The 21,690-nt window shown below is 74.8% G+C and carries 24 protein-coding genes; 15 read left to right on the forward strand and 9 right to left on the reverse strand.

All coding sequences use genetic code 11. The features are described 5' to 3' along the window. Nucleotides 1-6 precede the first annotated feature (6 nt). From GJV82_RS12935 to GJV82_RS12945, 3 genes are all read right to left on the reverse strand, one after another. Nucleotides 7-762 (reverse strand): SAM-dependent methyltransferase, encoded by a 756-nt coding sequence (locus GJV82_RS12935; RefSeq protein ID WP_024839180.1) that lies wholly within the window; start codon nucleotides 760-762, stop codon nucleotides 7-9. 65 nt (nucleotides 763-827) lie between these two features. Continuing rightward, nucleotides 828-1,793 (reverse strand): choloylglycine hydrolase, encoded by a 966-nt coding sequence (gene bsh, locus GJV82_RS12940; RefSeq protein WP_024839181.1) that lies wholly within the window; start codon nucleotides 1,791-1,793, stop codon nucleotides 828-830. Nucleotides 1,794-1,912: 119 nt separating this feature from the next. Then, nucleotides 1,913-2,554 carry a GntR family transcriptional regulator gene (locus GJV82_RS12945; RefSeq protein WP_024839182.1) on the reverse strand — a complete coding sequence of 214 codons (642 nt, stop codon included), beginning with the start codon at nucleotides 2,552-2,554 and terminating at the stop codon, nucleotides 1,913-1,915. A 112-nt stretch (nucleotides 2,555-2,666) separates the two neighbouring features. Here GJV82_RS12945 and GJV82_RS12950 point away from each other — a divergent pair, with 112 nt between their 5' ends. Genes GJV82_RS12950 through GJV82_RS12980 form a run of 7 tightly spaced genes read left to right on the forward strand, consistent with a single transcriptional unit; the run spans nucleotide 2,667 to nucleotide 7,826 of the window. Then, nucleotides 2,667-3,809 carry a mandelate racemase/muconate lactonizing enzyme family protein gene (locus GJV82_RS12950; protein WP_024839183.1) on the forward strand — a complete coding sequence of 381 codons (1,143 nt, stop codon included), beginning with the start codon at nucleotides 2,667-2,669 and terminating at the stop codon, nucleotides 3,807-3,809. Continuing rightward, nucleotides 3,806-4,579, forward strand: coding sequence for an SDR family NAD(P)-dependent oxidoreductase (locus GJV82_RS12955; RefSeq protein WP_318657611.1), 774 nt, complete (start codon nucleotides 3,806-3,808; stop codon nucleotides 4,577-4,579). The genes GJV82_RS12950 and GJV82_RS12955 overlap by 4 nt, the downstream gene beginning before the upstream one ends. Beyond that, nucleotides 4,576-4,998 (forward strand): sensory rhodopsin transducer, encoded by a 423-nt coding sequence (locus GJV82_RS12960; protein ID WP_024839185.1) that lies wholly within the window; start codon nucleotides 4,576-4,578, stop codon nucleotides 4,996-4,998. The genes GJV82_RS12955 and GJV82_RS12960 overlap by 4 nt, the downstream gene beginning before the upstream one ends. A 40-nt stretch (nucleotides 4,999-5,038) precedes the next feature. After that, entirely contained in the window at nucleotides 5,039-6,481 is a 1,443-nt protein-coding gene (locus GJV82_RS12965) for a sugar porter family MFS transporter (RefSeq protein ID WP_312028629.1), read from the forward strand. 18 nt (nucleotides 6,482-6,499) lie between these two features. After that, complete coding sequence (locus GJV82_RS12970) at nucleotides 6,500-6,925, forward strand: hypothetical protein (RefSeq protein ID WP_024839187.1); 426 nt, start codon at nucleotides 6,500-6,502, stop codon at nucleotides 6,923-6,925. After that, nucleotides 6,898-7,263: a transcriptional regulator gene (locus GJV82_RS12975; RefSeq protein ID WP_318657612.1), complete on the forward strand. Its 366-nt coding sequence runs from the start codon at nucleotides 6,898-6,900 to the stop codon at nucleotides 7,261-7,263. Before GJV82_RS12970 ends, GJV82_RS12975 begins: the two co-directional genes overlap by 28 nt. After that, nucleotides 7,260-7,826, forward strand: coding sequence for a GNAT family N-acetyltransferase (locus GJV82_RS12980; protein WP_024839189.1), 567 nt, complete (start codon nucleotides 7,260-7,262; stop codon nucleotides 7,824-7,826). Before GJV82_RS12975 ends, GJV82_RS12980 begins: the two co-directional genes overlap by 4 nt. Before the next feature lie 70 nt (nucleotides 7,827-7,896). Here the strand turns inward: GJV82_RS12980 and GJV82_RS12985 are convergent, their stop codons facing one another. The 4 genes from GJV82_RS12985 to GJV82_RS13000 all read right to left on the reverse strand — a co-directional run bounded on the left by GJV82_RS12985 (nucleotide 7,897) and on the right by GJV82_RS13000 (nucleotide 11,537). Further along, on the reverse strand, nucleotides 7,897-8,778 hold the full coding sequence (locus tag GJV82_RS12985) for a glycosyltransferase family 2 protein (protein ID WP_024839190.1): 882 nt from the start codon (nucleotides 8,776-8,778) through the stop codon (nucleotides 7,897-7,899). 162 nt (nucleotides 8,779-8,940) lie between these two features. Continuing rightward, entirely contained in the window at nucleotides 8,941-9,765 is an 825-nt protein-coding gene (locus tag GJV82_RS12990) for a DUF5926 family protein (protein WP_024839191.1), read from the reverse strand. Between the two features lie 10 nt (nucleotides 9,766-9,775). After that, nucleotides 9,776-10,879: a pirin family protein gene (locus GJV82_RS12995; RefSeq protein ID WP_155099514.1), complete on the reverse strand. Its 1,104-nt coding sequence runs from the start codon at nucleotides 10,877-10,879 to the stop codon at nucleotides 9,776-9,778. Between the two features lie 85 nt (nucleotides 10,880-10,964). Next, entirely contained in the window at nucleotides 10,965-11,537 is a 573-nt protein-coding gene (locus GJV82_RS13000; protein WP_155099515.1) for a dihydrofolate reductase family protein, read from the reverse strand. 74 nt (nucleotides 11,538-11,611) lie between these two features. Here GJV82_RS13000 and GJV82_RS13005 point away from each other — a divergent pair, with 74 nt between their 5' ends. Further along, entirely contained in the window at nucleotides 11,612-12,178 is a 567-nt protein-coding gene (locus GJV82_RS13005; protein ID WP_155099516.1) for a TetR/AcrR family transcriptional regulator, read from the forward strand. A gap of 639 nt (nucleotides 12,179-12,817) precedes the next feature. Here GJV82_RS13005 and GJV82_RS13010 read toward each other — a convergent pair. Together GJV82_RS13010 and GJV82_RS13015 are read right to left on the reverse strand one after the other, a co-directional pair. Continuing rightward, a complete protein-coding gene (locus GJV82_RS13010; RefSeq protein ID WP_225873330.1) occupies nucleotides 12,818-13,822 on the reverse strand; it encodes a hypothetical protein in 1,005 nt (334 codons plus the stop codon). Nucleotides 13,823-13,880: 58 nt separating this feature from the next. Then, nucleotides 13,881-14,456 (reverse strand): DinB family protein, encoded by a 576-nt coding sequence (locus GJV82_RS13015; protein WP_024839196.1) that lies wholly within the window; start codon nucleotides 14,454-14,456, stop codon nucleotides 13,881-13,883. Nucleotides 14,457-14,525: 69 nt separating this feature from the next. Here GJV82_RS13015 and GJV82_RS13020 point away from each other — a divergent pair, with 69 nt between their 5' ends. The 7 genes from GJV82_RS13020 (at nucleotide 14,526) to GJV82_RS13050 (ending at nucleotide 21,598) form a co-directional block, all read left to right on the forward strand. Continuing rightward, nucleotides 14,526-15,140 carry a TetR/AcrR family transcriptional regulator gene (locus GJV82_RS13020; RefSeq protein WP_024839197.1) on the forward strand — a complete coding sequence of 205 codons (615 nt, stop codon included), beginning with the start codon at nucleotides 14,526-14,528 and terminating at the stop codon, nucleotides 15,138-15,140. A gap of 98 nt (nucleotides 15,141-15,238) precedes the next feature. Then, on the forward strand, nucleotides 15,239-16,543 hold the full coding sequence (locus tag GJV82_RS13025; RefSeq protein WP_155099517.1) for an MFS transporter: 1,305 nt from the start codon (nucleotides 15,239-15,241) through the stop codon (nucleotides 16,541-16,543). 96 nt (nucleotides 16,544-16,639) lie between these two features. Next, nucleotides 16,640-17,308, forward strand: a complete 669-nt coding sequence (locus tag GJV82_RS13030; RefSeq protein ID WP_318657613.1) for a biliverdin-producing heme oxygenase — start codon at nucleotides 16,640-16,642, stop codon at nucleotides 17,306-17,308. Nucleotides 17,309-17,518: 210 nt separating this feature from the next. Then, nucleotides 17,519-18,784 (forward strand): heme/hemin ABC transporter substrate-binding protein, encoded by a 1,266-nt coding sequence (locus tag GJV82_RS13035; protein ID WP_155099519.1) that lies wholly within the window; start codon nucleotides 17,519-17,521, stop codon nucleotides 18,782-18,784. 152 nt (nucleotides 18,785-18,936) lie between these two features. Then, on the forward strand, nucleotides 18,937-19,947 hold the full coding sequence (locus GJV82_RS13040; RefSeq protein ID WP_155099529.1) for a FecCD family ABC transporter permease: 1,011 nt from the start codon (nucleotides 18,937-18,939) through the stop codon (nucleotides 19,945-19,947). Next, a complete protein-coding gene (locus tag GJV82_RS13045) occupies nucleotides 19,944-20,816 on the forward strand; it encodes a heme ABC transporter ATP-binding protein (RefSeq protein WP_196217245.1) in 873 nt (290 codons plus the stop codon). Before GJV82_RS13040 ends, GJV82_RS13045 begins: the two co-directional genes overlap by 4 nt. Before the next feature lie 359 nt (nucleotides 20,817-21,175). After that, nucleotides 21,176-21,598, forward strand: a complete 423-nt coding sequence (locus GJV82_RS13050) for a hypothetical protein (RefSeq protein WP_024841853.1) — start codon at nucleotides 21,176-21,178, stop codon at nucleotides 21,596-21,598. The last annotated feature ends 92 nt before the right edge of the window (nucleotides 21,599-21,690 follow it).

A 21,690-nucleotide genomic window follows, 5' to 3' on the forward strand; every position in this document is an offset into this window, starting at 1 on the left:
CGCAGGTCAGTCCCGCACGTCGGTCGCGACGTCGTGCAGGACGAAGGTCGCGAACCCCAGCTCGCGTCGGGCACCGTCCAGCCAGGCGTCACGATTCCCGCGCGCGGCGGCGAGCGCCTGGGCACGGTCCTCGGCCGTCGGGGCCTCCCGGACCGCCCAGTCGACGAGCGACCCAGCCCAGCTGAGCTGGTAGTCGTCCCACTCGGCCAGGGTGCTGACGTGCCCGAACGACGGCTCGAAGCCGTGCGCACGGACGGCCCGCACGAAGCCGGCGAGATCGGGATAGGCGTCGGCGGGGACGTCGAGCGCCGCGAGCGCCGAGTCCGACGGGGTGCCCTCCCAGATGCTGTCACCGACGAGCGCCTGGCCGCCGGGGCGCAGTCGCTGCCGGACGGCGCCCAGCGTGGCGTCCAGTCCCCCGAAGGCGTGGCTCGCGCCGACGCACAGCACGACGTCGAACGCCCCGTCGTCCCAGGTGGCGGCGTCCGCCTCGATCCACCGCACCCGGTCGCTCAGCCCTCGCTCGTCGGTGCGCCGTGCCGCCGAGGCCGGGAGCATGTGGTCGATCCCGACGCCGGTGGTCCCGGGGTGGGCGAGCAGCAGCTCCTGCAGCCACTCGCCCTCGCCGCACCCGAGGTCGACGGCGCGGGCGCCGTCGGCCGGGCTCAGCCAGCCGACCAGCTCCCGCAGCCGCTCGGGCGCCACGGGCGCCCCGATCGGATGGCGCAGGTGGGCGATGTCGAAGATCTCGGACCGTTCCATCCCGCGACGCTACAGGCCGCCCACGCCGCGCCGGTGCCGCCCTCCGGGCCGCACCACCGGGTGGCTCACGCGCGGAGCGCGCCCTCGGTGAGCACGAGCCCGCTGCCGCTCGCCACGAGGTCGGCCATCGCGACGCTCCGGACCGCAGGGTCCTCGTACGTGTTCCAGTAGTAGGTCTGCGTGCGGGCGGAGAACAGGCCCGTGTAGACGGTCTTCTCGAACTCGCCGGACCCCATCGCCGCGCAGCCGTCGACCATCGCGACCTGCTGCAGCGTGTGGAAGGCGCGGCTCACGTTCTCCTCCTCGGTGCCCTTCGTCGGGTAGTGGGAGTTCACGTAGGCCGCGCGGACGAAGCGGGACGGCGAGTAGTAGTCGCCGGGGACGCCGCGCATGTGCGAGCCCGAGCCGAACGGGGCGAGGTGGGCCCGGCCCACGAGGGTGTCCTCGGGGAAGTCCGGCGAGACGTTGAGGTAGTTGCGCAGGTTCTCGTGGTGCCAATCGAACCCGGGCTGGTTCGTGAGGACGTCGACGTCGTCGTCGAACACCTGCATGCCCGCGCTGGTGTACTCCACCACGATCGCGCGGCGCGCGTCGCCGATGATCCAGTGGAGCAGCGAGCTCGGGTACCTGTCGTTGATCGGACGGTCCACGATCGCGACGTCGCGCAGCGCGGCCTCGACCTCGTCGACCGTCGCGAACTGCGCGCACACCCACAGCGGGAGCTCGAACGCGGCCACGTTGACCGCGCCGTCGACCGGGCCGGAGGCGTACTCCGCGTACCCGGGGAAGTTGAGGCCCGCGACGGCGAGACCCGCGTCGTTGCCGCAGTCGAAGTACAGCGGGGTGTCGTCCTCGACGATCCCCATGCCGAGGACCGCGTGCTCGATCCCGCGCACCGCGCCGAACGGCGACCGGGGCGTGTAGCCCGTCGGGGTCAGCAGCACCTGCTGCCCGTAGCCCGTCGTCCAGTCGAGGTTGCGGGCGAGATAGAGGTTGCCGTCGTCGTCCGTGAACCTGATCCCTGTGCACATGGCGCTGCCCCCGTCGTCGTCGGTCCAGCTCGCGCGGCGAGCCGCCCGGGCACGCCGTCGTGCCCGCCCTCCCATGGTGCGTCCGTGCGGGCTCCGGGGCCACTGCCGGCGCCGGCCGGTCAGGGCTGGAGGTACACCGAGACGTGGGCCTCGATCGCGCGCTCCGCACGGCCGGGGTCGCCCGAGCGGAGCGCGTCGAGCAGCTCACGGTGCTGCTCGACGACGGCGTGCGGGTCCTCGTGGTGCGGCGCGTCGCGGACGAAGTACGCGCGGACGCGCGGCTGGATGAGCCGCCAGATCTGCAGCGACTGCGTGTGGCTCGCGGCGGCGATCACCGCCTCGTGGAACTCGAGGTCCAGGTCGGCGAGGCGACGGGCGTCGAGCGGGTCCGCCGCGCGCTCCATCGCCGCCACCGTGCGGTCGAGCGCGTCCAGGAGCGCGGGGTCCTGCGCGCGCGCCGCCGCGCGGAACGCGACCTTCTCGATGACGGTCCGCACCGGGACGAGGATCTCGGCGATCTCCTCCTGGGAGACGTCCACCACGACGGCGCCGCGGTAAGGGTGGGAGACGACGAGCCCTTCCTGCTCGAGCACCATGATCGCCTCCCGCACCGGGCCGCGGCTGATGCCGTAGGAGGCGGAGAGGTCACGCTCGACGAGGCGGTCGCCGGCGGCGAGGTCGCCGGAGGCGATGCGTTCGCGCAGGTGGCGCAGGACCCAGTCGCGCCGGGACTCGGGCGGCGATGCGGGCAGGACGGGCACGACGGCGACCCTCTCACTCGGAATGGCCCCACCCTAATAGATGGCCGATGGTTGACCATCTACCATCGGCCCACCTAGAGTCACGGTCCACGGCACCGACGAGAGGACACCCATGAGGATCACCGCCATCACCGCCGCCGGCCTGCGCGGCGCCACCCCCGAGGGCGGCTGGCAGGAGGAGCTGCGCCAGGACGACGTCGTGCACACCCTCGTCGCCGTCCACACCGACGAGGGGCTCGTCGGCGTCGGCAGCGTGTTCACGACCGAGGACCTCGTGCGCGGCGCGCTCGACGTCCTGCGGCCCCTGCTCCTGGGCGCGAACGCGCTGGAGCCGGAGCGCACGAGCGAACGGCTGCACCGCACGACGTTCTGGATGGGGCGCGGCGGGTCGATCACGCACGCGATCAGCGGCGTCGACACCGCGCTGTGGGACCTCCTCGGCCAGGCGACGGGACAGCCCGTCGGGCGCCTCCTCGGCGGGCGGTACCGCGACCGGGTGCGCCCGTACGCCTCGCTGCTCATGGACCAGCCCGACGCGCTGCGCGACCACCTCGCCGCGCTGCGCGCCGAAGGATGGACCGCGTTCAAGATCGGCTGGGGCCCCTTCGGCCGGGTCGACGAGCGGCTCGACGAGCGCATCGTCGCCGCGGCGCGCGACGCCGTCGGCCCCGACGCGATGCTCATGGTCGACGCCGGCGGCAGCGACAGCGCGTGGAGCCAGGGCTACAAGTGGGCCCTGCGGACCGCCCGGATGCTCGACGCGTACGGCGTCGCCTGGTTCGAGGAGCCGCTGCCGCCGGACGCGATCGAGGACTACACCCACCTGCGCCGGCGCTCGCCCGTGCCCATCTCGGGCGGTGAGGTGCTCACGCGCCGCCAGGCGTTCCAGCCGTGGATCGAGGGCGGCGCCCTGGACATCGTGCAGCCCGACGTCACGAAGGTCGGCGGGACGAGCGAGCTGCGGCGCATCGCGTGGTCCGCGCACGACCACGGCGTCAAGCTCGTGCCGCACGGGTGGAACACCGCCGTCGGGCTCGCCACCGACCTCCAGCTCGCCTCCGCCCTGCCGGACACGGACCTCGTCGAGTACGTCACCGGCTCGCCCTACATCGACGACCTGACGACCGACCGCTGGACGCTCGACGAGGACGGGATGCTCCCGATCCCGGACGGCCCGGGCCTCGGCGTCACGCTCGACCGCGAGCGCCTCGCGCGCTACTGCGACGTCGACGCGCTGCTCGGGAGCGCGGCGTGAGCCCCCGGTCGCTCGTCGTGACGGGCGCGGCGTCGGGGATCGGCCGCGCGGTCGCCGTGGGCGCCGCCCGGGACGGCTGGTTCGTGCACGTGCTCGACCTCGACCCCGACGGCGCCGCGGCCACCGTGGACCTCGCCCGGGAGTCGGGTGGGGACGGGCGCGCACACGTGCTCGACGTGACCGACGCTGCCGCCGTCGCGGCGGCGGTCGGGACGGTCGCGGACTCCGGGCCGCCGCTGCGCGGCCTCTTCGCGGGCGCCGGGATCGACGTGGGCGGGGCGGCGCACGAGCTCGAACCGGCCACGTGGCGCCGCGTGCTCGACGTCAACGTGACGGGCACGTTCCTCGTCGTGCGCGAGGTGCTGCGCACGATGGTCGCCGACGGCGGCGGGAGCGTCGTGCTGTGCGGCTCGCCGGCCGCGACGGTCGGCTTCGCGGCCGGGGGCGCGACGGCGTACGGCGCCTCGAAGGGGGCGATCTCGTCCATGGTCCGCACGCTCGCGGTCGACTACGCGCGCCACGGCGTCCGGGTGAACGCGATCGTGCCCGGCCCGACGGAGACCCCGCTCATGTGGGCCAACGTGCCCGCCGACGAGGTGGACGCGACACGCGCGCAGATCGAGCGCGAGGTCCCGCTGGGCCGGCTCGCGCGGCCCGAGGAGATCGCCGAGCCCGTGCTCTGGCTGCTGTCGGACCGCTCGTCGTACACGACCGGGTCGCTCGTCGGGTGCGACGGCGGCGTCCTCGCCAAGTCGTCGATCAGCGTATGAGCGCGCCGGGCGCCCCGGCACGTCGCCCCCAGGTCGGGGCGACGTGCTGGGCGATCGGCGACGGCTGGATCCCGCCGTACGGCACGGGCGAGGACCCGACCCTCGCGAGTCACGAGAGCCTGTGCCTGCTCAACGCCGGTCCCGACGACGCGCGCGTCGAGATCCGGCTCTACTTCGCCGACCGCCCGCCGGCCGGCCCCTACGTCGTGGTGGTGCCCGCCGAGCGGGTGCGCCACGTGACGCTCAACGACCTCGACGACCCCGAGCCCGTGCCCCGCGGCACCGACTACTCGGCCGTCGTCGTCGCGTCGGCGCCCGTCGTCGTCCAGCACACGCGGCTCGACTCGCGGCAGGCCGCCAACGCCCTGTTCAGCACGATCGCCCATCCCGTCGACACCTTCCGAGAGGACCTCCGATGACGCAGACCTCCACCCCGACGACCTTCCGCCGGGGCACGCCGTGAACGCCGCGACGGGCCGCCTGGGCCACGGCGCCCTCACCCCGCTCGTCGTCGCGTCGACCGTCGGGGCGGCGCTGGGCGGGTTCATGTTCGGCTTCGACACGGCCGTGGTCAACGGCGCCGTCGACGCCCTCAAGGCCGAGCTCGGCGTCGGGAGCGCGCTCGTGGGCGTGATCGTCGCGAGCGCGCTCCTCGGCGCGGCGGTGGGCGCCTTCTCCGCGGGCACGATCGCGGACCGCTTCGGACGACGGCGCCTCATGATGGTCGCCGGGACCCTGTTCGTCACCACGTCGGTGCTGTGCGCCGTCGCGCACGACGGCCCGACCCTCGCGCTGTGGCGCTTCCTGGGGGGCGTCGGGGTGGGCATGGCGTCCGTCGTCGCGCCGCTCTACATCGCCGAGATCGCGCCCGCCCGGCTGCGCGGGCGGCTCGCGACAGCGCAGCAGATGTCGATCGTCCTGGGCATCTTCGCCGCGCTCGTCTCGAACGCGTTCCTCGTGCGCGCCGCGGGCGGGGCCGAGGCGGAGCTGGCCCTCGGCCTGCCTGCCTGGCGGTGGATGTTCCTGGTCGCGGTCGTGCCGTCGGTGGCGTACGTGGTCGCGGCGGTCCTGCTGCCCGAGTCGCCGCGGTACCTCGTGATGCGCGGCGACCGCGACGGCGCCGCCCGCACGCTGCGGCGCCTCCACCGCGTCCCGGAGGGCGACGCGCTCCTTGCCGTCGCGACCATCGAGGGGACGCTCCACGAGGCGCGGCCGGCGTGGTCCCACCTGTTCTCCGGGCCGGGCCGCCTCAAGCCCATCGTCTGGCTGGGGATCGCGCTCGCCGCGCTCCAGGCGCTCGTGGGGATCGACGTCATCTTCTACTACTCGACGTCGCTCTGGGCGCAGGTGGGCTTCGGCGAGCAGCAGGCCTTCTGGCTCTCGGCCCTGACGTCGCTCGTCAACGTCGCGGCGACCGTCGTCGCGATCTTCCTCGTCGACCGCGTGGGGCGGCGTCGCCTGCTGCTCGTGGGGTCGGTGGGCATGACGGTCGCCCTGGCCGTCATGGCGACCGGGTTCGCCCAGGCGCGGCAGACCGCGGACGGCGTCGTGTTCGTCGACGCGTGGGGCGTCGTGACCCTGGTCGCGGCGAACGTCTTCGTCGTGGCCTTCGCCGTCTCGTGGGGTCCGGTGGTGTGGATCCTCGTCGGGGAGATGTTCCCCAACCTGATGCGCGCCCGCGCCGCCTCGCTCGCCGCCGCCGCGAACTGGGCGGCGGGCATCGCCGTCAACCTCACGTTCCCCTCGCTCCGGGACCTGTCGCTCCCCGGCAGCTACGCCCTCTACGCGGTGTTCGCGGCCGCGTCGTTCGTGCTCGTGCTCCGCGCGCTGCCCGAGACGGCGAACCGCCCGCTCGAGGAGATGCGGGAGGAGACGGCGTCGGGTGGACATCGATCACTTTAGGAGTGTTAAAGTGATTGCATGATCCAGAACTCCATCACCCCGGAGCAGGCCCGTCGTCAGCTCGGCCAGGCGGAGGAGGTCGCCGCCCAGGCCCACCGCGCGACTCGCTGGTACCCCTGGCTCAGCGTCGGGCACGCCGTCACCGCCCTCGCGTACACGATCGCGATCGACGTCCTCGACGCACCGTGGTGGCCTGCCACCACGGTGCTCGTGGTCGTCCTCGCCCTGCTGTGGTCCGCCGTCGCGCGGCACCACCGGACGGCGCCGCGGCACTGGGTGCGCGACATGGGCATCGCCCTGATCACCTGGGCGGTGCTGTACTTCGCGATGCTCGACCCGGCGCTCCAGCTCGTCGGCGCGGCGTCGCCGGCCTGGTGGGTCCTCGCCGGCGTCGTCGCCGCCTCCCCTTTCGCGGCGTGCGCGTTCGCGAGCGCACGCCGGTGAGCCACCCGCGCAAGGGCCTGGACGCGCTCATCCACTCGCCCGTGCGCTTCTCGATCCTCGCCGCCCTGGCGAACGTCGAGAGCGCGGACTTCCGCTTCCTGGCCGACCTGGTCGAGCTGAGCGACTCGTCCCTCTCCCAGGCCCTCACCGCCCTCTCCGACGCGGGTCTGGTGGAGATCCGCAAGGAGGCCGCCGGGCGCCGGACGCGCACGTGGGTCCGCATCAGCGACCGCGGGCTCGACGCGTTCCGGCAGCACGTGCGCACCCTCGAGCAGATCGCCCGCACCGGCGCGATCGAGCCGCGACCCGACCCGACCCCGAGAGACACCGCACCATGACGCCCACGTTCCGTCGAGCCACCGCCGCCGACGTCCCCGCCGCGGCCCGCACCCTCGCCGCCGCGTTCCACGACTACCCCTGGACCCGCTGGGCCGTCCCGGAGGACGGCTACCCCGAGCGCCTCGCCGCGCTCCAGGAGATCTACCTCGAGCACGCCCTCGCGCACGGGATCGTCGTCGTCCACGAGCCGGTGGACGCCGTCGTCGCGCTCATGCCGCCCGACGCCCCCGCACCCCCCGACGACGTCCAGGAACGGGTCGCCGCGCTGCACGGCCCGCGCCTGCAGGCCGTGGCAACTGCGGAGCTCCCGCCGCCCCGCCCGGACGCCTGGGTGCTCGCGACGGTAGGGGTCCTGCCGTCGCTCCAGGGCACCGGGCTCGGCACCGCGGTGTGCCGGGCGGCGCTGCGCGAGCCCGCACTCGGGGACGCGCCCGTCGCGCTCGAGACCTCCGACGCGCGCAACGTCACCTTCTACGAGCGGCTGGGCTTCGTGCGCACCGCGACCACGCAGGTGCACGACGGCCCCGTCGTGCACGGCATGGTCCGCACGCGGACGCTCTGAGCCCCGCCGCCGAGCCGCCGCGCCGATCGGCCTGCCGTGCCGGGTCGCCCGGTGCGGCGGCCCCGCGTGGCTAGTGGTCGCCCGCGCGCACCCGGTCGACGGCGGAGCGCATCTTGCGCGCGTTCACGGCGAGCAGCACGTCCCGGTACTGGGCGGCGCGGTGGAGCTGGCCCTTGAGGTCGTTCGACGACGCGCGGTGGCGCAGGTCGCACGGCACCTCGACCGCGACGTACCCCTTGCGGAGCAGGTCGATCGTCATGCCGGTCTCGACGCCCCAGCCACGCGCGAGCGGGGTCGCGGCCTCGAACGCCTCGCGCGTCAGGCAGCGCATGCCGGAGAGCGGCTGCGTCGGCGTCCAGCCCGTGAGGGACTGGATCGCGCGGCGCGCCGCGCCGACGACGATGCCGCGGCCGCCGGCGCCCGGCTGCGGCGGCAGCAGCGCGATCGCGAGGTCCGCGAAGCCGTCGAGCACGGGCGGGACGAGAGGCGCGGTGTTCACGGCGGTCTCGCCGAGGTCGCCGTCGATGAAGAGCAGGAGGCGCGGGGGGCGGTCGGCCGCGTCGCGCATGGCGACGACCGCGGCGCCGGTCTCCATCGCCGCGGCCTTGCCGCGGTTGTGCGAGTGTCGCACGACGACGGCGCCCGCCTCGCGCGCGACGTGCTGGGTGTCGTCCTCGCTGCCGTCGTCCACGACGAGCACGAGGTCGACGTGCGGGATGGCCTTCGCGGCGCGGACGGTCGCCGCGATGCGCCGCGACTCGTCCTTGGCGGGGATGATGACCGCGACGCGCTGGCGCACGGCGCGGGCGCTGCGCCCCTCGCCCACGACGGGGCGCGGGGTGCGTGCGCGCGTGCCGGAGGCCGAGAGGTACGTCGGCGGCGCGCTCGCCGTGTCCGCGGGGCCAGTCCCCGCTCTGTTCCCCGACTCAGTCGACCGATGGTCCGCGTTCACGCCGCCCAGCCTAGTAGTGCAAAGAGTTGGCCGCAGAAGTGTCGTCGTTCCACCAGGAGATCCGCTCGGGATCTTCGCAGGGCGACCGGGCTGCGTTCCCGGGTCCCCCGGATCCTACTCGACGCGAGCGCCCGCCGACAGGGAGCCGGCGGGCCGCCGACGTCAGCGCAGGGTCACCTGGCGCGAGACGATCCCGGCGCGCGCCCGGCGCTCGTTCGCGTCGAGCGGCTCGGTGACCGCGAGGGCCTCCGCGAGGCGCGCGTCGAGCTCGGCGACCGGGCCCTCGAGCTCGTCCGCCTCCGTGCCGCGCGGCAGCTCCCACACCGGGACGAGCAGGCCGCTGGACCGGAACGCGCCGACGAACCTGCCGTCCGCGAGGCCGGACTCGCGGCGCGCGTGCAGGCGCGAGATCGCGTCGATGAGCGCGTCCTCGGGCTCCGGGCGCGCCCACCGCAGGAACTCGCGCGACATGCGGCACCAGTAGGCCGACGGCACCGCGTCGAGCTTGACCGTGGGGACCATGGACTCGGCCGCCTGGTCGAGCGACGCGCGCAGGTCCGGCGTGACCTCCGTGGACGGGTCGAGCCAGAACGAGAAGTCCTCGTGGACCGTGACGTCGAACGGCACGGACAGGTCGAGGACGTCCTGGAGGCGCGGGCCGGCCTCCGGCAGCGCGCTCAGCTCGATCGACGTGCCCGGCTCGGCGTCGATCGCCTCCAGGAGCGCGGCGGCGAGGTCGCGGCTCGTGTCGCCCGACCCCGCGAGCGTCTGCACGGCGAGGAGGATCGTGCCGTCCTGGCGGTGCAGCGCGGCCCACCCCGCGGGCAGCACCGTGACGACGAGGACGTCGCGCGCGCCGTGCTCGGCGGTCGTGCGGGCGGTCGCGGTGGCCGAGGGCACGACCTCGCGCATCGCGACCCAGTCGGTCTCGCCGGGGAGCCCCTCGAACGGGCGCAGCACGAAGTCGGGCGTGGAGTTCTTGGCCATGCGCGGCAGTCTACTGGCGCGCGGTCGGCGGCCCCGGCGGCGCGGGGCGCGTGCGCGGGCGCAGCCGGACGTCGGGGAGCGCGGGCGCCGGGAGGGGACCGCCGTCGTACCCGACGACCTCGCCGAAGCGGCCGTCCCGCGCGCCCTCCGCATAGCGCGTCCCGCCGTGGTTCGGCCCTCCGCCGCCGGTCGTCACGAGCTGCGCCTGCCAGTCCTCGCGGGCGCGCGCGACGTCGTCGTGCGACCGCCCGACGAAGTTCCACCACATGACGATGTCCTCGCCGAACGGCTCGCCGCCCACGAGCACGGCGCGCGCGGGCTCGTTCGCACCCGCCTCGACCGTGAGGGTCGCGCGACCGGGGGCGACGTACCCGAGCGACGACGCCGGGACCGGCGCGCCCTCCAGCCGCACGGCGCCGTCGTCGACGAGCAGGCCGTGCTCGAACGCCGGGTCCACGTCGAGCACCACGCGCGCGCCCGGCTCGAGGTCCACCTGCGCGCCGACGAGCGGGGTGTATGTGGTGGCGGGCGACCGCAGCACCGTCCCGGCGACGCGCAGGCCGCCGACGAAGACCTGGACGCGCGCGCCGCCCGCGGTCGCGACGGGCAGGTCCGCGTGGTGCTCGAACGCGGGCGGGTCGTCGAGCCGGTCCCCGGGCAGCGCGACCCAGAGCTGGACCCCGTGCAGCACGGGCGGCCGGACGCCGCGCGGCGACTCCTCCGAGTGCGAGATGCCGCGGCCCGCGGTCATGAGGTTGAGCTCGCCGGGGCGGACCGTCCGGAGCGAGCCGACCGCGTCCCGGTGCAGGATCTCCCCCGCAAAGAGCCACGTGACCGTCTGGAGGCCGGTGTGCGGGTGCGGGGGCACCTGCATGCCGTCGGTGCCGTCCCCGATCTCCGGCAGCGGGTCCGGGCCGTAGTGGTCGAGGAAGCACCACGCGCCGACGAGCGAGCGCGCGCGCTGCGGGATCGTGCGCCGCACGCGCATCGCGCGCGTGCCGCCGAGCGGGACGTCCCGGTGCTCGAGGATCTCGACCACCCCGGCCGCGCCGCCCTGCGGGTTCGCCCCGGCGGAGCACACGCGCTCCTCGGGACGGGTCTCGAGGTTGCTCATGCGTCGAGCGTAGGCGCTGCCGGTTCGCGCGGGGAGGTCTCGCGCGCCACCCCGGCGCTCCCCCGGTCGGGCCCCGGCCCCGCGCTCAGCCTCGCGCGTACTCGGCGAGCACGACGCCGGACTCGAATGGCGTGACCGCCACGGGACGCAGCGCCGCCGGACGGTACGGCCGGTCGCCGAACAGCCGGACGCCGTCGCCGAACAGCACGGGGTTGATCTTGAGCACGAGGCGGTCGATCTCGTCGGCGAGCACGGCGGCGAGCGCGCCCCCGCCGCAGAGCCAGATGCCGGCGCCGTCCTCGGCCTTGAGCTCGCGGACGACCTCGACCGGGTCCCGGTCGGTCAGCTCGACGCCCGCGGCGCCGTCGGGCGCCTCGTGCTCGCGCGAGAACACGATCTGGCGCAGGTGCCGGTAGGGGTCCGGCTGGGCCGGGAGCCCGACGGCGTAGGTGTTCCACCCCATGAGGACGGTGTCGAACGGGCCGCCGTCCACGGCGAGCCCCGCGGCGGCCGCGAGGTCCGTGGGGGCGGTCCCGCGGTACTTCTCCCAGATCCCCGCCATGTGGTCGCCCTCGAAGAGGAACGCGTCGAACTCGCCCGACGGGCCGGCGATGAAGCCGTCCGCGCTCACGGCGACGTAGTAGGTCAGGTCTCGCATGCTGCCTCCTGGCACAACGGGTGTAGTGGTTGGAACCATAACAGGTGTCGTGGTCGGGCGGGTACCCTGAGGCCATGGCGAAGAACGACGCACGCCGCCAGGCCCTCGCGGACGCGGGGATCGCGGTGCTCGCGCGCGAGGGCTCCCGCGGCCTCACGCACCGGGCGGTCGACGCGGAGGCGGGCGTCCCCGTGGGCACGACGTCCAACTACTTCCGCAGCCGGGAGGCGCTCGTCACCGGCCTCTTCGACCGCATCGGCGCGCGGCTGGCGCCCACCCCGGAGGACCTCGCCGCGCGGGCCGACGAGCCGCCGAGCCGCGCGCTCTTCGCCGCGTACGTGCGCGACATCGTGCGCCGCCTCACCACCCACCGCGAGGTGACCCTCGCGCTCTACGAGCTCCGCCTCGAGGCCGCCCGACGGCCCGACCTCGCGCGCTCGCTCGGGGAGTGGCAGCGCGCCGGGCTCGACGCCGACGTCGCGTTCCACGAGGCCGCCGGGCTCCCCGGCGGGCGGCGGGAGGTCGCGCTGTTCCACTACGCGATCGAGGGGCTCGTCCTCGACCGCCTCGTCGCGCCCGTCGACCCGGAGACGTCCACCGACGAGATCGTCGACGCGCTCGTGGCCGGCCTGCTCCCGTAGCCGTCGCCCGGGGCGGCGCGCACCGCACGTCGCGGTGGACGGCCTTCGCACGGCGCGGATCCCGCGGGAAGATGGCAGCGAGGCCCCTCGGAGCAGGATTCCGAGGGGCCTCGCCGTTCCGCGCGACCCCGGGGCGGTCGGGCCGAGGCCCGTCGGGGCGCCGCTCGCGACGAGGCGGCCCGGCGCCGTCGTCGTGGCCCGGGGTGCCCGGGCGGGCGGTGGCGCCGATCGCGGTCGGCCTTCCGGGTCCGTCGGAACCTGCGTCGTCGCACGCAGCCCGCAGCAGGGGGCGCGGGTCGTCCACCGTTCTCCGGTCGGCCGTGCCCTCGCGTTCGCCCGAGGACGTCGTGCGCTCCTGGCGGGGCCCTGGGGCCCCTGGGTGTGCGTGCCGGAACGTCGTCGTCCGCGTGCGGCCGTCCGGGCCGTTAGGCACGTTTGTAGTCCTCGCCCCGGGGGTCTGCAAGGGTTCCGACCGATGTCATTCGGGCGCCCCCGAAGGCCACAGGTTCGTCCACAGGCCGCCCCGCGCCGTTCCCACGCGACCCACAGCCCTGTGGACGAATTCTGTGGACGACCGCGCGGCTCGCCGCGCCCCGCGACGCGCCCGTGCGCACGTCGTGCGCACGGCCTTCGGACGCGTCAGACCCAGAACTGCGTCGTCGGGGTGGCGGCCGGCGTGAGCCGCTCCTCGAGGTCGAGGTCGCGCACGACGAACCCGCCGTCGTCCACGAGGGCCCCCGCGAGCCGGCCCTGGAGCATCGCCGCGAGCCGTGCGACGAGCACCCGGGCGCGCGAGCGCGCGATGACGTGCAGCCCCGACGGGCGCTCGACCTCGAGCTCGAACGGGTCCGGGGGCACCCACGTCACGCCGTAGGCGTGCGGGCCGTGCTCGCGCCAGTCGAGCGCCCCGAGCGCGAGCGGCACCTGCGGCACGCGCCGCGCCCAGAGGCGGACCGCGCCGTCGTACGGGGTCTCGCCGGACAGGACGTACTCCGCGAGGCCGTCGGGGCGCGGGTGGACCGCGACGACGCGCGCGCTCGGCACGGTCGTGCGCAGCACGCCCAGCGCGTCGTCCGGCCCGAGCACCTGCGCGCTGTACAGCGTGAGGTCGACGCCGGACGCCGCGTCGGGCGTGAGGACCGTGCGGCCGTCGGCCACGACCGCTCCCCCGACGCGGCGCGCCGCGGCGACGGCCCAGCCGAGCACCTGGAGCTCCAGCCCCTGCGGCAGCCCCGCGGCGAAGGCGCGCGCGAGGCCGTCGCGGTCGTCGGCCACGGCCGGCACCTGGCGCGGCGCCGGGTCGTCGACGTGGAGCGCGAACGCCTCCGCGGCGCCCGCCGCGAGGTCGAGCGCCTGCGTCTGGGCGGGCGTGAGCGGGAACGGCCCGACGGCGCGCGCGCCGTCGGCGAGGCGCAGCTCCCCGGGCGCGACGACGCCGTCGGGCACGACACCGCGGAACCGTGCTCCGGCCATCGGGCGGGCCGCTCCCCCGCCGCCGGGCGGGGACGTCCAGGCGGCGTCGGCGAACCACGCGCGCGCGAGCGCGTCCACGGGCGTGCGCGCCGCGCCGCGCGAGCGGGGCAGCGCGAGGAGGTGGGCACCGGCGTGCGCGTCTGGCACGAGACCGGCGACGGTGGCGTCCATGACCGGAGCGTAGTTGGTCCGGAATGCCGGGATGTTACGCGCGTGTCACGGGATCGGGTCAGGCGCGGACGTCGTGCAGGTGGTGGACGACGTCGTGGACGAAGTACTGCCCGAGCGTGCGGACGGTGAACACCGACCCGTTCGAGCGCCGCCCGGGGCGCTCCCACTGGTCGGGGACGAGCGCGTCGAACCGACCGGCGACCCGCTCGCCGGCGACCCGGAGCTCGCGCGCGACGGCGGCCGGGTCCTGGTGCGCGTAGTCCTCCTCGACCGCGGTCGCGTCCTGGTCCCAGTTCGCGAACTGCGGGTCGTCGCCCTCGACCATGGACTGCACGCGCACGTCGAAGACCGAGAACACGTCGCGCACGTGCGCGGCGTACTCGAGCACGGACCACGTCGTCGGGGCCGGACGGTCGCGCACGTCGTCGCGGCCGAGGGCGGCGACGTAGCGCGGGATCGCGTCGCGCACGGCCGCGCCGACCTGGTCGGGCGTCACCTCGGCGGCCACGAAGCCGCACTCGGGACAGGGGCGCTCCATGACCCACGTCCAGTCCTTGGTGTCCGCGGGGACGGGCGGGAACTGCGGGTCCGGCGCGGCGGCGGGCACGCCCTCGGGCGAGGCGGTCGGGTCCATGGCGGCAGTGTGCCAGACGGCGCCGACCAGGCGATTAGCGTTCTGACACGACCTCCCTATGATGTCAGCATGCCCAAGATCATCGGAGGGTCCCTCCACGAGCACCGCGCCCAGACCCGGCAGAAGCTCTTCGCGGCGCTCTCGACCCTCATGACGGACCGGGGCTTCGACGCGATCTCGCTCGCCGACATCGCGGCGGCCGCCGGCGTGGGCCGCACGGCGGTGTACAACCACTTCCCCGACAAGGAGGCGCTCCTGCTCGGGTTCATCACCCACGAGACGGAGCAGTACGTGGGCACGCTCGAGCGCGCGCTCGAGGACGTGGACGACCCCGTGGAGCAGCTGCGCACGTACATCCGCCAGCAGGCGCAGCTCAAGCGCGTCTTCCACCTCGCCCCGGGGCCGGACCTGCGGACGGTGCTCTCTCGGTCCACGCGGCAGCGGCTGCGCGAGCACGCCGAGCTCGTCGAGGCGATCCTGCGCCGCATCGTCGGCTCGGGGATCGAGGCGGGGGAGTTCCCGGCGCAGGACATCGACACGACGGTCCAGCTCGTCAACGCGTGCCTCTCGGGCCGGCTCGTCCCCGACGACCCGGCCGCGCGCGAGCAGGCGATCGAGGCGACCGAGGCGTTCGTGCTGCGCGCCGTCGGCGCCGACGTCCCGTCGCCCGCGCTCTCGCGCTGACACCCGCCCGGCCGGGCGCCCTTCTCGGCCTTCTGCTGCGTGCGGAAGAGCCGGGAATCACGGTGCTGCCCGCGGCAACCGTCACCTAGCCTCGGGGGATGCCGACCGTCCGCCGCCGCACGCGCCCCCGCACGACCGCGCGGACGCGTGCCGGGCTCGGGGTCCCGTTCCGCAACGTCTTCACGGCGAACCTCAGCTCCAGCCTCGGCGACGGCGTCGCCCGGGTCGCGGCACCGCTGCTCGCGGCCCGGCTCACCGACGACCCCCTCCTCGTCGGCGGCGTCGCCGCTGCCTCACTCCTCCCGTGGCTCTTCCTCGCGATCCCGGCCGGGGTGCTCCTCGACCGCGTGGACCGCCGCCACGCGCTCGCGCTCGCGAACGGCGCGCGCACGCTCCTCGCGCTCGGCCTCGTGGCGCTCGCCGCGACCGGCACGCTGACGATCTGGTGGCTGTTCGCCGTCGTGTTCCTCTACGGCGCGCTCGAGACCGTGTACGACGGCGCGATCCGGGCGGTGCTCCCCTCGATCGTCGCGCCCGCCGACCTCCCGCGCGCCAACTCCCGCATCGAGGCGGGCGAGATCACCGTCCAGAACTTCCTCGCGCAGCCCCTCACGTCGGCGCTCTTCGCCGTCGCCGTCGTCGTGCCGCTGGGCACGGGCGCGGCCGCGTACGCGGTCGCCGGGGCGCTCGCGCTCTTCCTCCCCGCCGTCGCCGCGGGCGAGCACCGCACGCCCGGTCCCGACGGCGCCGAGGCAGCCCCCGCGTGGTTCCGCCAGCTCGGCGACGGCTTCCGCTACCTGTGGGCCCACCCCACGCTGCGCCCGCTGTGGATCCTGTCGACCGTCGTCGCGCTGTGCTTCTCGGCAGCGACCGCGACGACCGTGCTGTACGTGCTCGACGTGCTGGGCGTGCCCGAGGCCTGGTACGGCACGTTCCTGCTCGTCGGCGCGGTGGGCTCTCTCGTCGCGGCGGCCGTCGTGAACCGGGCGAAGGAGCGGTTCGGGACGGGCCGCTCCATGGCGGCGGCCAACCTGCTGTCGCCCCTGACCGTCGCGCTCCTCGGCCTCGTGCCGCTCCTGCCGTCGGGCGGCGTCGCCGTCGCGGCCGCGCTGCTCGCCGTGGGGTTCGGCGCGGTGACGCTGTGGAACGTGCTCGTCATGTCGCTGCGCCAGGCGATGATCCCGGGTCGGCTGCTCGGGCGCGTGCACGGGACGTGGCGCACGCTGCTGTGGGGCGTCATGCCGCTCGGGTCGTTCCTCGGGGGCCTGCTCGCGCGGGTCGACCTCACGACCCCGCTCCTCGTCGGCGGCGGGCTCGGCACGCTGGCCGCGCTCGTCGGGTACCGGTTCGTCGCCGGGCTCCCCGACCCGGAGGACGTCGACCAGATCCCGGAACGAGGATAGGCAAGCCTCACCTGAGTGGGCTACAGTTCGTGACGCATCGTCATGACAGGACGTCACGACGTGCGAGTCCCACCCCCCACGCACGCAGGAGCCACCGTGACTGCTCTCACCCACGACCTCGACCGCACCGACGAGACCGTGCCGCTGTCCCAGCGCCTGCGCGAGGGCACGCGCCCGGAGCACGAGCAGGCCGAGGCCTCGGGGTTCGTCGAGCGGCTGATGTCGGGACGGCTCGACGTCGCGGCGTACGCCGACCTCGCGGCGCAGCAGTGGGCGATCTACGGCGCGCTCGAGGACGCGAGCGCCGCGATGCGCGAGGACGCCCAGGGCGCCACGCTCGTGTTCGACGAGCTCACGCGCACGCCCGAGATCGAGAAGGACCTGACGTTCCTCGTCGGCCCGGACTGGGCCGAGCGCATCACGATCCACCCCGCGACCGAGCGCTACGTGGCCCGGCTGCGCGCCGTCGGCGCGTCCCTGCCCGCGTACGCGGCGCACGCGTACACGCGCTACCTCGGCGACCTCTCGGGCGGGCAGATCATCAAGCGCATGCTCGAGCGGCACTACGGCCTCTCCGGCGACGGCCTCGCGTTCTACACGTTCGTCGAGATCCCCAAGTCGAAGCCGTTCAAGGACGTGTACCGAGAGCGCCTCGACGCGCTCGTCCTGTCGCCGGAGCAGCTCGACGAGACCGTGGCCGAGGCCAAGCACGCGTTCCGCCTCAACAGCGACCTGTTCGCCGACCTCGGCGCCGCCCACCCCTGACCCCCAGCGCCGAGCATGCGGTTGTGGCTCGTCGGAGGCGGCTGACGAGCGAGAACCGCATGCTCGGCGGGGGCCGGGTCCGCGTGTGCGTGAGGCGCGTTACTCCCGCGAGGGTCGAGACGCCACGCGCGGTCAGGTTAGGCTTCGCTTATCTGGGCGGCGACGACCCGTCGGGTCCGCCCGCCCCGCACCGCTCCCTGGAGACCGTCCATGCCTCACGCTGCCCGCACCACGCCGCCTCCCGGCCCGTCGACGCACCCGGCGCCGCCGCCGGCGACGACGTTCGGCCCGGCCGCGCGCGGCCCGCGGAGGGTCGTGACCGCGCTCGCGGGGGCGGGCGCCGTCGTGCTGCTGGGCCTGGTCGCCGCGTGCGCGCCGCTCCCCTACGAGCCGCCCGCGGAGCCGGCCCCCGACGCGACGCCCGCCGCCGCGCCCGCCGAGGCGACGCCCGCCGAGGCGCCGACGGGCGCCCCCGCGTGCACGACGCTCGACGAGTCGCGCGCCGCAGGAGGCGGGACGGACGTCGACCCCGCGACGTTCCCCACCGGCCCGACGTCCGCGACGTTCGCCGACGACGCGATCCACCCCGTCGCCGACGCCCCGACCCCGCAGCTCCCCGTCACGGTCGAGTCCGCCGACGGTCGGCAGGTCGAGGTCACGGACGCGAGCCGCATCATCCCGGTCGACCTCTACGGCACGCTCGGCGAGATCGTCTACAGCCTCGGGCTGGGCGACAACGTCGTGGGTCGCGACCTGCCGACCGGCTTCCCCGAGGCCGCGGACGTCCCCGTCGTCACCGGCGCCGGGCACGCGCTCGACGTCGAGGCGATACTCGGCCTGAACCCCTCGGTGATCCTCACCGACGCGACGATCCTCACGGACGACGCGCGCGCCCAGCTCGAGAGCTCGGGCATCGCCGTCGTCTACTTCGACGACGCGCGCACGCTCGACGGCGTCGACGACCGGATCCGGGCCGTGGCGACCGCCCTCGGCGTGCCCGAGCAGGGCGAGGCGCTGGTCGAGCGCACCGACCGGCAGATCTGCGCCGCGCTCTCGGCCGTCCCGCGCGACACCGGCGACCCGCTCGTCGCGTTCCTCTACCTGCGCGGCTCGAACATCAAGATGCTGTTCGGGCCCGGCTCGGGCGCCGACGACCTGATCCGCGAGATCGGCGGCGAGGACGCGGGCACCGCGATCGGCCTCACGCAGCAGTACGCGCCCGTGACGAGCGAGGCGCTCATCACCGCCGCGCCCGACGTGTACCTCGTCATGACGGACGGCCTGGAGTCCATGGGCGGGCTCGACGCCATGCTCGCGGTCCCCGGCCTCGCGCAGACGCCCGCGGGCGAGTCGCGCCGCGTGGTCGACATGGACGGCGCGCGCCTCCTCACGTTCGGCCCCCGCACAGGGCACACGATCGCGTCGCTCGTCGAGGCGTTCTACGGGGTGCCCGCGCCGGAGCTCCCGGCGTCGTGAGCGCGCCCACCACCCGCCCCCTCGGCACGCCCGAGGACGCGCCCGTCCCCGAGGACGTGCGCGTGCCCGACGACGCCCCGCGCCCGGGCGGCCGGCCCACCCGGGCGGTCCCCGCAGTCGCGCAGCAACGGCGACGCGCCGCGCGCTGGCTCATGGTCGGCCTGGGCGTCGCCCTCGCGGTCCTCACCGTGCTCTCGGGCATGACCGGCCAGGTGCCCGTCTCGCCCGCGGAGGTCCTCGGGTCGCTCGCGCACCACCTCGGGCTCGACTGGGGCCCGATGCCGTCGCACCCGCAGGGCGAGAACGCGCTGTGGGTCGTGCGGTTCCCGCGCGTCGTCATGGCGATCGTCGTGGGCGGCGCGCTCGCGTGCTCGGGCGCGCTCATGCAGGGCGTGTTCGGCAACCCGCTCGCCGAACCGGGTGTCATCGGGGTCTCGTCGGGCGCGGCCGTGGGGGCGTGCGCGGTCATCGTCACCGCGGGCGCGCTCGTGCCGGGCACGTGGGTCGCCGCGGCGGCGTTCCTCGGCGGGCTCGTCACGACGTTCGTCGTCTACGCGCTCGCGCGCGCCGGCGGCCGCACCGAGGTCGTGACGCTCGTGCTCACCGGCATCGCGGTCAACGCGTTCGCGGGCGGGCTGCTCGCGTTCTTCACGTTCGTCGCCGACCCGGCCGCGCGCGAGCAGGTCGTCTTCTGGCAGCTCGGGTCGCTCGGCGGCGCCACGTGGCAGTCGGTGTCGATCGTGCTGCCGATCGCCGTCGTCGGCGTCACGGGCGCGATGCTCGTGCGCCGCAGGATGGACCTGCTCTCCCTCGGCGAGCGCGCCGCGCAGCACCTCGGGGTGGACGTCGAGCGGCTGCGTCAGGTCGTCATCGTGCTCGTCGCGCTGCTCGTCTCCGCGGGCGTCGCGTTCACCGGGATCATCGCGTTCGTCGGGCTCGTCGTGCCGCACCTCGTGCGCATGGTCTGCGGGCCGAGCCACAGGACGCTCGTGCCCGCCTCGGTGCTGGGCGGCGCCGTCGTGCTGCTCGCCGCCGACCTCGTCGCACGCAGCGCCGTCGCGAACGTCGAGCTGCCGCTCGGCATGATCACGTCGCTCGTCGGCGGGCCGTTCTTCTTCTACCTGCTGCGCCGCACGCGCTCGCGCCAGGGAGGCTGGGCATGAGCGACCTGCGCCAGGAGGGGACGTCGTTCCTCGGCGCGCTGCGCACCGCCGTCACCGGTGCCCGACGCCGGTCCCGCCTCCCCGGGCCGACCTCGCCCGGCGACGTGGTCACCGCGGCGCACGACGTGTCCCTCACGCTCGGCGACGCCCCGATCCTGCGCGACGTGTCCGTCGACGTGCGCGCGGGCGAGGTGCGCGCGCTGCTCGGCCCCAACGGCGCGGGCAAGTCCACGCTGCTCGCCGTGCTCACCGGCGACCTGCGCCCCGACGCGGGCACGGTCACGGTCGACGGGCGGCCCCTCGGGTCGTGGTCCCCGACCGAGCTCGCGCTGCGCCGGTCCGTCATGCTCCAGCAGGTCTCGCTCAGCTTCCCGTTCACGGCCGCCGACGTCGTCCGCATGGGCCGCACCCCCTGGCGCGGCACCCCCTCCGAGGACGAGGACGACGCCGCGGTCGCCGAGGCGATGGCCGCGACCGACGTCGAGCACCTCGCGGAGCGGCACTTCACGTCGCTGTCGGGCGGGGAGAAGGCGCGCGTCGCGCTCGCGCGCGTGCTCGCCCAGCGCACCGCCCTGCTCATGCTCGACGAGCCGACCGCCGCGCTCGACCTCAAGCACCAGGAGCTCGTGCTCCAGCTCGCGCAGGCGCACGCCGCCGTCGGGGGTGCCGTGGTCGTCGTCGTGCACGACCTCTCGCTCGCCGCCGCCTACGCCGACCAGGTGACCCTGCTCGCGCACGGGCGCGTCGTCGCCGACGGCCACCCGCGCGACGTCCTCACCGCCGACCTGCTGAGCGGCGTCTACGACTACCCCGTCGAGATCGTCGACCACCCCGGCGGCGGCGCGCCGATCGTCCTGCCGCGCCGGTGACCGCGGTCGGGCACCGTCGACCGCTCAGTGAGGACGTACGCGCGTGCCTCGTCGTGCTCGACGCCCGCATCGGCGCATGGCTCCTCGCCGTCGTCCGCCAACGAGGGCGACTTCTTGTGCACGATGCCGGCACGGTGCGGCCAGCCGACGGCCTGTTGCCTCTGCTACACGCTCAAGAGACCGAGCGCTCGCTTCGAGGACGTCTCGGTTCGACGTGAGAATCCCCGGATGGTCAAAGGCGCTCGACGGAACGCGACGCATGATCGCCTGTCGTAGAAACGACGGCGGTCTCAACCCACCAACGCACCGCTGCGGGACGATGCTAGGAGACGTGGCCGCCGGTCGGTAGCGTCCTGCTCGTGAGAGTCGCGCGCATTCTGTTCGTCGGAGTGGTTCTGAGCGTTGGAACACTGCACTTGAGCGCCTGCGGCTCTGAGGGGGTCACGGTGCCGCCGGGCTCAGATGCGTTGAGCGACTGCGAGGTCCAGCAGCTCAACGTCGTTGAGCTTGAGTCAGTCGGCGAGCCAGGCTGTGACCTCGAAGGATCGTCGTTGCTCTTCCCGGACGGCACGACGTTGGAGATCGCTCCTGTCGGGAACGCAACCAGCTACCAGGACAGCAGGTCGGAGGGAGTGGAGTTCTCAATCGTGAATTGGGGCGTCCCTGGTGTGGGCGCCTCGGTCATTGAGGACGGAGAACTCATCGACGTGTGGGCGAGTACTCCGGAAGCGCTGGACCTGCAGCGAGAGCAGATGCGCATCGAAGGCGTAGACACGGCGTAATCCCGTCTTACGTACTGGCCGGCCGCGAGGAACGCCCCACCGCGCGGTAGACGGAGGCGCGAGAGACGCCGAAGAGTTCGGCAATCTCGGCG

The sequence above is a fragment of the Cellulosimicrobium composti genome (genome assembly GCF_009711085.1).
Taxonomy (GTDB): domain Bacteria; phylum Actinomycetota; class Actinomycetes; order Actinomycetales; family Cellulomonadaceae; genus Cellulosimicrobium; species Cellulosimicrobium composti.